General features: G+C 33.3%; 13 protein-coding genes. 12 read left to right on the top strand and 1 reads right to left on the bottom strand.

Features of this window, described 5'->3' with window-relative positions; genetic code table 11:
• The first annotated feature begins 2 nt into the window (after window positions 1-2).
• The 5 genes from OEW74_RS03425 (at window position 3) to OEW74_RS03405 (ending at window position 6,215) form a co-directional block, all read left to right on the top strand.
• On the top strand, window positions 3-692 hold the full coding sequence (locus OEW74_RS03425; protein ID WP_265427161.1) for an ABC transporter ATP-binding protein: 690 nt from the start codon (window positions 3-5) through the stop codon (window positions 690-692).
• 165 nt (window positions 693-857) lie between these two features.
• The gene (locus OEW74_RS03420; RefSeq protein ID WP_265427160.1) at window positions 858-2,087 is read left to right on the top strand and encodes an ABC transporter permease; all 1,230 of its coding nucleotides are present in this window, start codon (window positions 858-860) and stop codon (window positions 2,085-2,087) included.
• 78 nt (window positions 2,088-2,165) lie between these two features.
• The gene (locus OEW74_RS03415; RefSeq protein ID WP_265427159.1) at window positions 2,166-3,434 is read left to right on the top strand and encodes an ABC transporter permease; all 1,269 of its coding nucleotides are present in this window, start codon (window positions 2,166-2,168) and stop codon (window positions 3,432-3,434) included.
• Window positions 3,435-3,589: 155 nt separating this feature from the next.
• A complete protein-coding gene (locus OEW74_RS03410) occupies window positions 3,590-4,786 on the top strand; it encodes an efflux RND transporter periplasmic adaptor subunit (protein WP_265427158.1) in 1,197 nt (398 codons plus the stop codon).
• A 28-nt stretch (window positions 4,787-4,814) separates the two neighbouring features.
• Window positions 4,815-6,215 carry a beta-lactamase family protein gene (locus tag OEW74_RS03405; RefSeq protein WP_265427157.1) on the top strand — a complete coding sequence of 467 codons (1,401 nt, stop codon included), beginning with the start codon at window positions 4,815-4,817 and terminating at the stop codon, window positions 6,213-6,215.
• Between the two features lie 90 nt (window positions 6,216-6,305).
• On the opposite strand, the gene OEW74_RS03400 is transcribed toward OEW74_RS03405, so the two are convergent.
• Entirely contained in the window at window positions 6,306-6,599 is a 294-nt protein-coding gene (locus OEW74_RS03400; protein ID WP_265427156.1) for a hypothetical protein, read from the bottom strand.
• Window positions 6,600-7,017: 418 nt separating this feature from the next.
• On the opposite strand from OEW74_RS03400, the gene OEW74_RS03395 reads away from it, so the two are divergent.
• The 7 genes from OEW74_RS03395 (at window position 7,018) to OEW74_RS03365 (ending at window position 13,832) form a co-directional block, all read left to right on the top strand.
• Window positions 7,018-7,347 carry an ArsR/SmtB family transcription factor gene (locus OEW74_RS03395; RefSeq protein WP_265427155.1) on the top strand — a complete coding sequence of 110 codons (330 nt, stop codon included), beginning with the start codon at window positions 7,018-7,020 and terminating at the stop codon, window positions 7,345-7,347.
• Between the two features lie 69 nt (window positions 7,348-7,416).
• Window positions 7,417-7,890, top strand: a complete 474-nt coding sequence (locus tag OEW74_RS03390; RefSeq protein ID WP_265427154.1) for a DUF6428 family protein — start codon at window positions 7,417-7,419, stop codon at window positions 7,888-7,890.
• A 206-nt stretch (window positions 7,891-8,096) separates the two neighbouring features.
• Complete coding sequence (locus OEW74_RS03385) at window positions 8,097-8,513, top strand: arsenate reductase ArsC (protein ID WP_265427153.1); 417 nt, start codon at window positions 8,097-8,099, stop codon at window positions 8,511-8,513.
• Between the two features lie 119 nt (window positions 8,514-8,632).
• Window positions 8,633-9,898, top strand: coding sequence for a serine hydroxymethyltransferase (gene glyA / locus OEW74_RS03380; protein ID WP_265427152.1), 1,266 nt, complete (start codon window positions 8,633-8,635; stop codon window positions 9,896-9,898).
• Window positions 9,899-10,056: 158 nt separating this feature from the next.
• On the top strand, window positions 10,057-10,524 hold the full coding sequence (locus OEW74_RS03375) for a regulatory protein RecX (RefSeq protein WP_265427151.1): 468 nt from the start codon (window positions 10,057-10,059) through the stop codon (window positions 10,522-10,524).
• A gap of 64 nt (window positions 10,525-10,588) precedes the next feature.
• Window positions 10,589-13,585, top strand: coding sequence for a putative Ig domain-containing protein (locus OEW74_RS03370; protein ID WP_265427150.1), 2,997 nt, complete (start codon window positions 10,589-10,591; stop codon window positions 13,583-13,585).
• 37 nt (window positions 13,586-13,622) lie between these two features.
• Window positions 13,623-13,832: a hypothetical protein gene (locus OEW74_RS03365; RefSeq protein WP_265427149.1), complete on the top strand. Its 210-nt coding sequence runs from the start codon at window positions 13,623-13,625 to the stop codon at window positions 13,830-13,832.
• Window positions 13,833-13,876: the final 44 nt, after the last annotated feature.

Genomic DNA, 13,876 nt, shown 5'->3' with positions numbered 1-13,876 from the left:
TAATGTTAGTAATTCAGGATCTCAATAAATCATACGACACGGGCAAGAGTAAACTGCACGTTCTCAAAGGAATTAACCTCAATATTTCTGAAGGTGAATTTGTCTCTATTATGGGAAGTTCAGGTTCCGGAAAATCAACTTTGTTGAATATTATCGGAATTTTGGATGAAAAAGATTCCGGGACTTATGAGCTGGATGGGATTCCTATCGAACATCTAAATGAAGTGAAAGCTGCGGAATACCGCTCAAAATTTTTAGGATTTGTATTTCAGTCTTTCAATTTGATTGGTTACAAAACGGCGATAGAAAATGTAGCGCTTCCTTTATATTATCAAAATGTTTCAAGAAAAGAAAGAAACCAAAAGGCTTTAGAATATTTGGAGAAAGTAGGATTGGCACAATGGGCAAATCACTTACCCAATGAGCTTTCGGGTGGACAAAAACAAAGAGTTGCCATCGCAAGAGCATTAATTACAGATCCAAAAGTAATTCTTGCCGATGAACCAACCGGAGCATTAGATTCAAAAACCACTCATGATATTATGAAGCTTCTTCAGGATATCAACAACGAAGGAAAAACAATCATCGTTGTAACTCACGAACCTGATGTTGCCGCTCAAACTAAAAGAAATGTAATTCTGAGAGACGGAATTATAGAAAGTGATGAGTTTATAAATCAGATTGTTTTGTAAATAGGCTGGATGTTGGATGCTTAAAGTTTATTGCAGCGTTCCAATCAAAATATGCCACAGTTGTAATTGATAAAAAAGTGAAAATTTACTTTTAAAGTTAAATAAAAAATCAGCGGTAAGTATGGAAGCTTCCATCATCCATCTTCCCGCTTCAAACCAAAAAATATGTTTGACCTAGATCGTTGGCAGGAAATATTCAGTTCAATTCGCAGTAATGTATTGCGAACGGTGCTTTCGGGCTTTACCGTGGCTTTGGGTCTGTTTATTTTTATTGTTCTTTTCGGAATTGGTAAAGGTTTGCAGAATGCTTTCACCGAAGGTTTTGCAAGAGATGCCCAAAACCTGATTTCTATTTTTACAGGAAAAACAACGATTGCTTATAATGGTTTGCAGTCTGATCGTACGGTGACGATGAATAATGATGATTACGATTTTTTGATTAATAATGATAAAGAAAAAGTAGGATATTCATCTCCAAGGTATACAGCAAATTTGATGGTAAAATACGGCAAAGAAAGCGGTAATTATCAGATCAACGGAGCCGATACCGAAGAAAAATATATCGAAAACAGGAAAATGTTGGAAGGTCGCTATCTTTCACCGATGGATTTGCAGCGAAAACAAAATGTTGCGGTTATTGGTAGAATGGTGCAGCGGGATTTGATTAAAAACGGAAGTCCGGTTGGAAAAGATTTAGATATCAATGGAACGATGTTCAAGATAGTCGGTGTTTTTTCTGATGATGGAGGAGATTGGGACGAAAGACATATTTCTATTCCGATTACCACTTTGCAGCAGATGAAAAAAGGTTCAGATACGGTAAGTACGGTGTATATCGCTTATAATGAAAATTTGAATCCGGAGCAGGCAATAAAATACGGTGATGAGCTTAAAAGCCGTTTAAAATCAAGGAAAAATGTTTCTCCTGATGACGAAAACGGAGTTCGCGTCTGGAATAATGCCCAAAACATGAGCGATACTTTTACATTTATGGCTGTTCTTACCGGAATTGTAGGTTTTATTGGTATCGGAACTTTATTGGCAGGAATTATCGGGATCAGCAACATCATGGTGTATATCGTAAAAGAACGAACCAAAGAAATTGGTGTAAGAAAAGCGATCGGTGCAAAACCGGGAAGTATTGTTGCATTGATTGTTCAGGAAAGCGTTGTGATTACCGTGGTTTCAGGATTTGTAGGCGTTGGATTGGGAGTTTTAGCTTTAAATTTAATTGGAGATAATTTAGAAGAATATTTTATTAAAAATCCAAGTGTAGGTTGGTATGAAATTATCGCTGCGTTTATTGCTTTGGTATTTTCAGGTTTGATCGCCGGATTTGTTCCTGCATACAGAGCTTCGAAAATTAAACCGATTGAAGCATTAAGAACAGAATAATTTAATTTGAAAATTTGTTAATGAGCTAACTTGAAAATGAATCGCTCACTCATAATTAATAACTTATAACTCAACAAAGTGAACATTTTATTTAAAAAAGATACATGGCAGGAGATTTACTATTCACTCAAGAATAATAAGCTTCGTACGTTTCTTACCATGATTGGCGTGGGTTGGGGAATGTTCCTTTATGTAGTTTTACTGGGTTCCGCAAAAGGAATGGAAAACGGTTTCGATAAATTGTTTTCAGGTTTTGCAACGAATTCTATTTTTCTTTGGGCACAAAATACCTCGATTCCTTATGAAGGTTTTCCGAAAGGAAGACAAATGAATCTGAAACTTCAGGATATTGATATGCTGCAACGAAAAGTGAGTGAAATTGAATATATTTCTCCAAAAAACTCAAGAGGTAATTTCGGATCTGCAGGCGAACAAATGTCGAGAAACGGAAAGACTGCAACGTATAATTTAAATGGAGATTACCCGATCGGAAATAAAATTTCAGAAAAAAAACTGATTTACGGAAGATATCTTAATGATGCGGATGTTTCAGAAAATAAAAACGTAGCCGTAATCGGTGAAGAGGTTTACAAGAATTTTTTTGATTCTAAAAAGAAGGAAAATCCGATTGGAAAATCAATCAATGTAAAAGGAATTTTCTTTAATGTAATCGGAGTTTTCAGAGTAAAAAAAGGCGGTGGAATGGATAATGACCAAACTGTTTTTATCCCACTTTCTACGTTCACCAAAATATTTAATGACGGAGATAATGTGGATGTTTTTGCGATTGTAAGCAAGCCGAATGCAGATGTAAATTTTGTAGAAGATAAAGTAAAAGACGAGCTGAAAAAGAAAAATCAGGTTTCACCGGAAGATACCAATGCTTTTGGAAGTTTTAATCTTGGAAAAGAATTTAAAAAACTGACCGGATTTTTGAGCGGAATGCAGCTTTTAACCATCATTGTAGGAACATTAACGATTCTTGCAGGAGTTATCGCGATTTCAAATATCTTGTTGATTACCGTAAAGGAAAGAACCAAAGAAATTGGAATCAGAAGAGCATTAGGGGCAAAACCTTCGGAAGTGAGAAATCAAATTCTACTGGAAAGTGTTGTGATTACATTAAGTTCGGGTTTACTCGGATTTATTTTCGGAATTTTTGTTTTAATGATTGCGAATTCGTTAACTCAAAATCAGGATGATTTTCCATTTTATAATCCAACGGTTAATTACGGAAATGTTTTCAGTGCAATGGCGGTAATGGTGATTTTAGGTTTGATAATTGGAATGATTCCTGCACAGAGAGCGGTAAAAATACGACCGATTGAGGCATTAAGAAGTGAATAAATTATGAATTATAAGTTGGAAATTATGAGTTTAAAAGACTAAACATTTAAAGTCTAATATCTGACTTCTATTATCTGACATCTAAAAAAAAAATAAACTAGATATATGAAATCGTAAGCGGTGACATATGACCATAAAAAAATAAAAATTTACATATGAAAAAGAAATTTACCTGGAAAAAAGGCATTTACATCTTTTTGGGACTTTTGTTTGCTATAGCGCTCATTTCAGGAATAGGATATGTTGTAAAATCAAATTCCAAGCAAAATGAAGCTTTCCTTACGAGAAAACCTTCTATTCAGAATATGGAAGACAAAGTGATGGCAACAGGAAAAATTGTTCCTAAAGAAGAAATCGAAATTAAGCCAAACATTGCAGGGATTATCGATAAGATTTTGGTTGATGAAGGAGATAAAGTAGTAGCCGGACAATTGATTGCAACGGTAAGAATTGTTCCGAATATTGCAGAAGTAAACAATGCAACACAAAACGTTCAGAATGCACAGCTTCAAATCAACAACGCTAAAGCGAATGTTTCAAATATGCAGACTCAGTTTGCGATGTCTGAAAAATTGTTCAAGCAAGGGGTGATTTCAAAGCAGGAATATTTGACGGCTCAGCAACAATTATATACACAGCAGCAGGCTTTGAAAAATGCAAACCAACAATTGGTAACTGCACAAAAAACTTTGCAGATTGCAAAAACGGGAGCTATTCCTGAATTACAAGGTTTGGCAACCACACAAATCCGTTCTAAAGCTGCAGGAACCGTTCTTGAAGTTCCCGTTAAAGTAGGAAGTCAGGTAATTGAAGCCAACTCTTTCAACGCAGGAACTACTATTTGTTCGATTGCAGATTTGAATTCACTGATTTTTCAAGGAGAAATTGACGAAGCTCAAGCAGGAAAGCTGAAACAGGGAATGGATATGAAAATCGTTATCGGAGCTTTGCAGAATAAGACGTTTCCTGGGAAACTGACCATGATTGCACCAAAAGGAAAAGATACCAACGGAACCATAAAGTTCCCGGTTGAAGGTGACGTAAACAATCCGAATAACGAATACATCAGAGCCGGATTTTCTGCCAACGGAGAAATCGTGATGAGTTCTCAGAAAAATGCATTGCTTTTGGATGAATCTTTAATTCAGTACGAAAAGAAAAACGGAAAAGATATTCCTTTTGTTGAGGTAAAACAGAAAGACGGAAAGTTTAAGAAAGTCTATGTGAAATTAGGAGCAAGTGACGGAATCAATGTACAGATTCTTTCAGGAATTGATAAAAATTCTGATGTGAAAGTCTGGAATCCTTCAGATAAAGATAAAGAAGAGTTGAAAGAGAAAGCGAAGAAATAATCAGCTTTAAAATATTTGATTAATAAATATGAAAAAGATATTTTCTTTTTTACTCTTAAGCCTAATGATCACTCTGTTTTTTGGTCAGTCTAATAATTATAAAATATCGGTTGATGTTTTTCAGAATGATTATAATTCCGGAAAATACGAAGCAATTTATAATAGCTTTTCATCTGAAATGAAGGAAGCTTTGCCTTTAGAAGATACAAAACAGTTTTTATCGGGTTTAAACCTTCAGGCGGGTAAAATTGAAGCAAAAGAATTTATTAATTATCAGGAAACTTACGCTGTTTACAAAACCAAATTTGAAAGAGCTGTTTTTGCAGTTAATATTTCTTTGGATGAGCAGAATAAAATCAACGGACTTTTTGTAAAGCCTTATGAAGAATCTAAAGTTGAGGTAAATACTAAAACCGTAAATGCTTTACATGATTTTCCAAAAAATATGAGTGAGGCTATATTTTCAAATGCAAAGGATTTTCCTAACAATACTCAGGTTTCAATTGCTTTTATTGAACATGGGAAAACGCAGTTCTATGGAATTATCAAACAAAATGATACAATAAAAAGCATTAAAAATCAAAATAAAATTTTTGAAATAGGCTCAATTACAAAAGCTTTTACGGCGACGGTTCTGGCTTCGTTGGTTGAGGATAAAAAGATTAATTTAAATGATAATATTAATTCATATTTTTCTTTTCCGTTCAAAGGAAATGTTAAACTGACCTTTAAAAGTTTAGCCAATCATACGTCGGGTTTATCACGTCTTCCGGATAATCTTGATTTATCAAATGGAAACAATCCGTATAAAAGCTATGGCAAAAAAGAAATAGAGGATTATCTTAAAAATAATTTGAAACTGAAAAGTGATCCTAAATATGAATATTCAAATCTGGGAGCAGGATTATTGGGTTATACACTTGGACTAAGTCAGAAAACTTCGTTTCAGCAGTTGTTGCAAACAAGAATTTTTGACAAATATAAAATGGAAAATTCCTATACAAGTTCTGAAAACCTGAAAGATAAACTTATAAGTGGATTGAATGCAGATGGCGAAAAAGTTTCCAATTGGGATTTCGATGTTTTATTTGGCGGTGGCGGAATTTTATCTACCACGGAAGATTTGGCAAAATTTGTAGATGCACAGTTTAATATTAAAAATACTGATCTTGCTTTGACTAGAAAGCCAACTTTCACGATTAATGATAATATGAAAATTGGATTAGGGTGGCATATTTTAAAAAATAAAAAAGATAGCGAATTTTTATGGCATAATGGCGGAACAGGAGGCTATTCTTCGTCTTTGGCTTTTAATGCTGAAAATAAAAATGCTGTTGTAGTTTTATCAAATGTTTCGGCTTTTAATCCAAAAATGGAAAATATTGATAAGTTATGTTTTGACTTAATGAATATTGCGATTAAAAATTAATTTGACGTTATTTCTTCTGAATTAAACACTAAAGTCCCAGAATATATCTGAGACTTTTTTATTTTGATAGTTTAAAGTAAAGTTTAAAATTTAACTCAAAAACTTAATTTCTTTATCTTTAAATTCATTTTTTGCCACAATTTTATTCATGGTAATCAACATTTCCCTACGAAGTTTAGCCAGTTTTCTGATGTTTTTATCTTCGCTGTAATCAAAAATATTATCTTTAAAACTAAATGTATCACCGTTTTTAAACTCTATTTTACTTTTCTTTAATTCTCCTTTCAGCATAAGGTCGGTCATGTTTTCAAGGATTAAATGTTCAGATTTACCAAGAGCCTTTAAAGTGTTGAGCAATTGTTTTTTATACTTTTTCTTTCCCATAATTTTCAGACAATTTTTTCTTTTACGATATGCAAATATATCATTTTACATTATAACTCAATTTTGATATTAACCTTTTATCAATTTTGTTTATCCTAACAAAATACTTAAATTTTATAAAAGAATAAATAGACCTGTGGTGTATTTTGAATTTTTTGTCTTTCGAAAATAAGTGAAACGGCTTTGTTTGTCTTATTTCAGTTTTTTATTAAACTCTTTGTATATCCTTGCGTTTTTTTACCGCAGAGACAAACAAAGTTTTTACAAATAATTTTTTTTACGATAAACAAAGGCATTTCATTTAATAAAGAAATACAATTATTTAAGGTATTTGATAAAATAAATTTTTAAACATTCTCTAAAATTTATTTTCTGCAATAAATTTATTATCGTAATATTGCAATATTAAAATAGAGAAATGGGACTTACAAAGACTGAGATTTTTAGCGAAAAACAAAACCGATTGGCAACGCTTTTCAAAGTTTTAGGACATCCTGCAAGAATTGCTATTTTGCAGCATATTATCAATCAAAAAGCGTGTATTTGTAATGATTTGGTAGAAGAATTGGGATTAGCGCAAGCTACAATTTCACAACATTTAAAAGAACTGAAAAATATCGGAATCATTAAAGGTTCTATCGAAGGAAAATCGGTTTGTTATTGTATTGATGAGAAAATCTGGAAAACAGTACAAACTGAATTAGGATTGTTTTTTACTCAGGATATTCAATCAGAATCATGCTGTTAAAGCATTTTTTTATTTATTATTATCGTTATATAGCAATATTACAATCATTATTAATTAAATATACATTATATGAAACTTTCAAAAATTAAAGAAATCTTGCCATCATTAGAAAATGTAGAATTTCAGTTGGAAAACGGAACATTTGTACCGGAACATTTTCACGTAACTGAAGTAGGGCAAATCACCAAAAATTTTATCGATTGTGGTGGAGTAATTCGTTCAGAAAAAGTAGTGAATTTCCAGTTATGGAATGCCGATGATTTTGAGCATCGCCTGAAACCGGGGAAACTTTTAAATATTATTAAACTTTCTGAAGAAAAATTAGGAATAGAAGATTCAGAAATTGAAGTGGAGTACCAAGCTGAAACCATCGGGAAATACGATTTGGAATTCAACGGGAAACATTTTGTATTGGTCAACAAAACGACGGCTTGTTTAGCTCAGGATGCATGCGGAATTCCTTCAGAAAAACAAAAGAAAAATCTGTCAGAATTAGCATCAAATTCAGGAAATTCTTGTCAACCAGGAGGTGGATGTTGCTAGTTTTTTAGCCACGAATACACGAAAAATTCTGATACATTTGTGTATTCGTGGCATTAAAAGAATATAAATTATTTCGAAATGAAACGAAGCTTAATTAAATATAAAAAACCTTTGATCATAACCTCTTCAGTAATTATTTTGCAATTGATTTTTGGTTTTGATCCTAAGTTTTGCATCATCAATATCGTTTGGTTATTTGTTTAGATATGAAAAAGAAAATATTAATACTTTGTACAGGAAACAGCTGCAGAAGTCAGATTGCGCATGGTTTTCTAAAAGATTTTGCAGGAGAGAAAGCTGAAATATACAGCGCTGGAATTGAAACTCACGGTGTCAATCCAAAAGCAATTGAAACAATGATGGAGCACGGAATTGATATTTCAAACCATACTTCAAATCATATAGATGAATATAAAAACATCGATTTTGATTTTGTGATAACAGTTTGTGATAATGCCAAAGAAAACTGCCCGTATTTTCCGACAACTGCTAAAATTTTTCATCATAATTTTTCTGACCCTGCAAAAGCCCAGGGAACGAAAGAAGAAATTGATGGGCAGTTTAAGATAGTAAGAGAAGAAATTAAAATATATTGCAAAGATTTTGTTGATCAGAATTTATAATTGAAAGATTTAGACTAAAGATAATTGTTTCTAAAAGAATAAAAATCATTAGAATGAATACTATATTCTATACTAAAATCCGTATTTTTGGGGTTCAAAATCTAAAAATCTAAGAATAAATGGACATTATTTTTGACCTTATCGAAAAAGAAAGAGAAAGACAATCCCACGGATTAGAGCTTATTGCTTCAGAAAACTTTGTTTCTGAAAATGTAATGAAAGCGATGGGAAGTGTATTGACGAATAAATATGCAGAAGGATATCCGGGAAAAAGATATTACGGAGGTTGTGAAGTAGTAGATGAGGTTGAAACTTTGGCTATCGACAGAGCAAAACAGCTTTTCGGTGTTGATTATGTAAATGTTCAGCCACATTCTGGTTCTCAGGCAAACGCTGCAATTTATTTGGCAGTTTTGAAACCTGGAGATAAAATCATGGGAATGGATCTTTCTATGGGAGGTCACCTTACTCATGGTTCTGCAGTGAATTTTTCAGGAATTCAATATGATGTAGTTTCTTACGGAGTACAGCAAGAAACAGGTTTGATCGACTATGACCAAATGAGAGAAGTGGCGTTGAGAGAAAGACCAAAAATGTTAATTGCTGGTTTCTCGGCATATTCAAGAGATTTAGATTATGCTAAATTCAGAGAGGTTGCAGACGAAATCGGAGCAACACTTTGGGCAGATATTGCACATCCTGCAGGTTTGGTTGCAAAAGGATTATTAAATTCTCCATTCGAGCACTGTCATGTTGTAACAACGACAACTCATAAGACTTTAAGAGGTCCAAGAGGTGGAATGATCATGATGGGGAAAGATTTTGAAAATACTTACGGACACAAAACTCCAAAAGGAGAGATCAAAATGATGAGCCAGGTTCTTGACGGAGCTGTTTTCCCGGGAATTCAGGGTGGACCATTGGAACATGTGATCGCTGGTAAAGCAATTGCTTTCGGAGAAGCTCTTGATGATCAATTCCTGACTTACGCAAAACAAGTTAAATCTAATGCTCAAGCTTTATCAAAAGCGATGGTAGGTTTAGGTTTTGACATTGTAAGTGGTGGAACAGACAATCACCTGATGTTGGTAGACCTTAGAAATAAAGGAGTAAACGGAAAAGAAACGGAAAAAGCTTTAGTAAAAGCGGATATTACTTGTAATAAAAATATGGTTCCGTTTGATGATAAATCTCCATTTACTACTTCTGGTATCAGATTAGGAACTGCGGCGATCACGACAAGAGGTCTTAAAGAAAATGATATGAATACCATTGCAGAATTAATTTCTGAAGTAGTAGACAATATCAAAAATGAAGAAGTAATTGCTGACGTTAGAAAAAAAGTAAACGGATTGATGGAAGGTAAAGCTTTGTTCAATTATTAAGAACTGCTTTTAGCTAATAGCCATTTGCTTTTGGCTTTTCAATATAAAAACAAAAAGAGGTGCAAATATTTTGTGCCTCTTTTTTGCAAATTGTAATTTTGAACTATCAACTATCAACTATCAACTATCAACTATCAACTATCAACTATCAACTCAAAATGAATTCCGATAAAAAACTTTTCACCTTTGAAGAAATAAAACAGAAAATGGCAAATTATTGTGTGTATCAGGATCGTTGCCATGCTGAGGTTGAGCAAAAAATGCGTGAGTTTGTTTTGATTCCAGAAGCGAAAGAAGAAATTCTTTTGTATTTGATGAAAGAAAATTATCTGAACGAAGAAAGATTTACCAGAAGTTATATTCGTGGAAAATTTTATATAAAAAGCTGGGGGAAAACAAAAATCAAAATGCATTTAAAACAAAAAGGCATTACCGAAAAACTAATCTCTACCTGTTTTGATGAAATTGACGAAAATGATTATTTAAACATAATAAATAAGATATACGAAAATTACGAGAGTAAATTGAAAGAATTGAATAATTATCAAAAAAAATCAAAAACTATTAAATATCTTCTAAATAAAGGCTTCGAATATGACTCTATTTTGCAAGTAATTGAAAATTAACATATATGTAATTTTAACATTCATTAATATTATTTAGTTTTGTAAGACGAAAAAAAAATAATTTATGAATTTAAAACTACAAATTAAATCAAGGACGATTTATGCGTTTTTGATGGCTCTCTTCTCGGTCTTGGGATGGGGGCAAGTGATTCAGCATACCTTTGCTGCAACATCGGGAAATATAACTTCTAATATTTCGTTCGCATCCGCTCAAAATAGTTCAAGTACGGCACCAGCAATTTTTGCTGATGGTTTACGTCTTTATCCTGGTGGAGCAAATGGTGGTGGTTCAGTAACAATAACCCCAACAAATGGAATTGTTATTACAAAAGTTAAATTTTTTGCCACTCAAGCACAACCTATAAGATATTCAATTAATGGAGGGACTGCTGTTTCAATGACTTCTTCTTCTACTTATGAAATAACCGGAACAATTTCTTCGAGTTTAAGACTGAATAATGCAAATACAGGTACAAGTGGAGGTGCAAACCAGCTTAGATTATCTGGTGTAGAAGTTACTTATCAAACACCTACAAGTAATCCTCCAACAGTTACTGCGTCTTCATTTACGGGATCGGTTGGAACGGCTTTTACAGAATTGATTCAAGCAACAGAAAGTCCAACATCTTATGCGTTAGTAAGTGGAAGTAACTTACCTGCAGGATTGACTTTAAATACAGCAACAGGTGAAATTTCCGGTACACCAACTTCTGCAGGAACTTTTACAACTAATGTTACAGCTACAAATTCAATTGGAACTTCAAATCCAGCTGCTATTTCTTTTACAATAAATAAAGGAAATCAAACAATTACTGGTTTTGCAAATCAAACAAAGTTTCTTAGCAGCCCAGCTTTCACTTTTTCTGCAAATACAGATGGAGCAAATTTACCGATAACATATATTAGCTCAAATCCTTCTGTAGCGACAATATCAGGAAATACAATAACAATAACTGGAGTTGGAACAACAAATATAACAGCCACGCAAGCTGGAAATAATGACTGGAATTCTTTTAATCAACAAATTACATTAACAGTTGCAGCAGATCCGATAACATATAATGGTGTTGGAAGATTTGAAAAAATTACATCATTGTTAGATTTAACAGATGGTTACTATGTTTTTGTTGGAAATGCAAGTAAGGCAATGTTAAATAGTATTTCTAGTAGCAAACTGTTATCGTCAGATGTTTCAGCAATTAGCAATATTATTACAAACCCTTCTGTAGATATTGTTTGGAAAATACAAACAGACGCTGGAAATATTAAAACTATTTACAATGAATCGGTTGATAAATATGTATCTGGAGGAGGAAGCAATACAAACCTTTCATTAGCAACAAGTGTTTCAGGAAGTGGACAAAAATGGGAGGCAAACACTGTAAGTAATTTATTTAGATTTATTAATGCAAGTCAAACAGGAAGAGCTTTGTGGTATAACGGTTCGGTATTTGGACAATATTCAACTACAAATATTTCAGGTTATTATGATTTGGAACTTTTCAAAAGAATAGAAACTACAACGTGGAACGGTACTTCATGGTCAAATGGAACTCCTGATGCTAAAGATGTAATTATTACAGGTGCTTATACAACTTCTGCTACCACTCCAGCTTTCACAGCTAAGAATATCACAATCAAAAACGGAGGAGTTTTAGAAATTACTTCAGGTAATACGATTTCTGGTGTAAATGTAATGATAGAAGATGGAGGAAACCTTATTCAGAAAGATGGTTCTACTTTATCTTATTCAGGAGCTTTCAAAGCATTGAAAAATGGAACGAGCGAATTGAATAAATATGCATTCTGGACTTCTCCTGTTGCTGATCAGGATTTAACCAATATCTATACCGGAGTAACGCCAACGTCTATTTCAGTATACAACACCGCTAATGATACTTATATAAATGCTGCTTCTACAATTTCTATACTTGGAAAAGCGTATTCTATCAAAACTCCGGTTGCCAACGCAACTTTAGTTTTTGAAGGAGTACCAAATAACGGTACGCAAACTTATACATTAGCTACTTCAGGAAACGGATTCAATTTAATTGGTAACCCATATCCTTCAAGCTTAAATTTAGGGGCTTTCTATACTGCTAACTCGGCGAGAATTTCAAGTACATTCTATTTCTGGGATAACAAGAGCACAAATGTAACGCTTCAGAATGGTGCTACTACAACAAATTACGGGTATGCTACTTTCAATGCTGCTAATGGTGCAAACCCAACTTGGGTTCCGGCTCCTAATGGTAACGGCGGAACGGCTGTTGTTCCTGCAGGTGGTGTTGCAAATATTGGTCAAGGATTCATTGTGAAAACCTTAAATACCTCTGTTGACACTTCTTTAACTTTTAATAATGAAATGAGAGGTGCTACAAATGGTACATTCTTTAATAAGAATAATTCTTCAACAGAAGGTAAATTTTGGTTAAAATTAAACTCTGAATACAATACCAATAATGTTTTCGCTGTAGATTATACAAGTGGAGCGTCAGACTTATTCGATAGTTATGATTCTAAAGCAATAGGAATGGGCTCTGACGGATTCTATACATTAGCTGGTACCCAAAAATTGATTATCCAAGGAAAGTCAAGTTTCGATGTTGATGATGTAGTTCCTGTAGGAGCAAAACATTTTCAAAACGGAAACTTTACTATTTCTTTAGTACAAAAAGAAGGATTGTTTAATAACGGGCAGGCAATTTATCTACATGATAAAGTGACAGGAACTTATACCGATCTTCAGAATGGAGTCTATACGTTTACAGCAAATGCGGGAGAAAGTAGTAGTAGGTTCGAGATTGTTTATAAGCTTAATGTTTTAGCTACTTCTGAAGCTCAGAAAGATACTTTTGAAGTATATAGAGACGGTCAGGATTTCGTTGTAAGAAACAATAAGAATATTGAAAAAATAGAAATCTTTGATGCTGCCGGAAGAAAAATCCAGACCATCAATGAAAATTCTAAACTAGTTCGTGTACAGCTTGTTTCTAAAGGTGTTTACATTTTGAAGGCATTATCGGAAGGTAAAGAGTACACCAAAAAATTAATTAAATAAGGAAAGAGTTATGAAAAAGATTATAATAATTTTTGTAATGTTATTCTCTGGATTTACCTTTGCACAGGAGTCTTCAGATGATAATGTATTTGTATATGATACTGATGTTAATGCTGATGAATTGGAAGAGGAAGATATTTATCCTGCAAACCCAGGTAGTGTTCCTATTGATGATTATATTCCTGCTCTATTAGTTGTAGCAGGTGCATTAGTCGTTGCTTATGCAAATAAAAAGAAAGCGGTTTAAATAAAAATTGAATACTAAGCTTAATCTTCCGGAAGTGATTTCGG

Source organism: Chryseobacterium sp. YIM B08800, from assembly GCF_026163565.1.
In the GTDB taxonomy this organism is placed as follows: domain Bacteria; phylum Bacteroidota; class Bacteroidia; order Flavobacteriales; family Weeksellaceae; genus Chryseobacterium.
The sequence above is the reverse complement of the archived record's forward strand: the minus strand, read 5'-3'. Positions and strand labels throughout refer to the sequence as shown.

Excerpts from the sequence above, each read along its gene's own strand:
- OEW74_RS03425 (WP_265427161.1), top strand. The coding sequence starts at position 3 with ATGTTAGTAATTCAGGATCTCAATAAATCATACGACACGGGCAAGAGT.
- OEW74_RS03420 (WP_265427160.1), top strand. The coding sequence starts at position 858 with ATGTTTGACCTAGATCGTTGGCAGGAAATATTCAGTTCAATTCGCAGT.
- OEW74_RS03410 (WP_265427158.1), top strand. The coding sequence starts at position 3,590 with ATGAAAAAGAAATTTACCTGGAAAAAAGGCATTTACATCTTTTTGGGA.
- OEW74_RS03405 (WP_265427157.1), top strand. The coding sequence starts at position 4,815 with ATGAAAAAGATATTTTCTTTTTTACTCTTAAGCCTAATGATCACTCTG.
- OEW74_RS03400 (WP_265427156.1), bottom strand. The coding sequence starts at position 6,599 with ATGGGAAAGAAAAAGTATAAAAAACAATTGCTCAACACTTTAAAGGCT.
- OEW74_RS03395 (WP_265427155.1), top strand. The coding sequence starts at position 7,018 with ATGGGACTTACAAAGACTGAGATTTTTAGCGAAAAACAAAACCGATTG.
- OEW74_RS03390 (WP_265427154.1), top strand. The coding sequence starts at position 7,417 with ATGAAACTTTCAAAAATTAAAGAAATCTTGCCATCATTAGAAAATGTA.
- OEW74_RS03385 (WP_265427153.1), top strand. The coding sequence starts at position 8,097 with ATGAAAAAGAAAATATTAATACTTTGTACAGGAAACAGCTGCAGAAGT.
- glyA (WP_265427152.1), top strand. The coding sequence starts at position 8,633 with ATGGACATTATTTTTGACCTTATCGAAAAAGAAAGAGAAAGACAATCC.
- OEW74_RS03375 (WP_265427151.1), top strand. The coding sequence starts at position 10,057 with ATGAATTCCGATAAAAAACTTTTCACCTTTGAAGAAATAAAACAGAAA.
- OEW74_RS03370 (WP_265427150.1), top strand. The coding sequence starts at position 10,589 with ATGAATTTAAAACTACAAATTAAATCAAGGACGATTTATGCGTTTTTG.
- OEW74_RS03365 (WP_265427149.1), top strand. The coding sequence starts at position 13,623 with ATGTTATTCTCTGGATTTACCTTTGCACAGGAGTCTTCAGATGATAAT.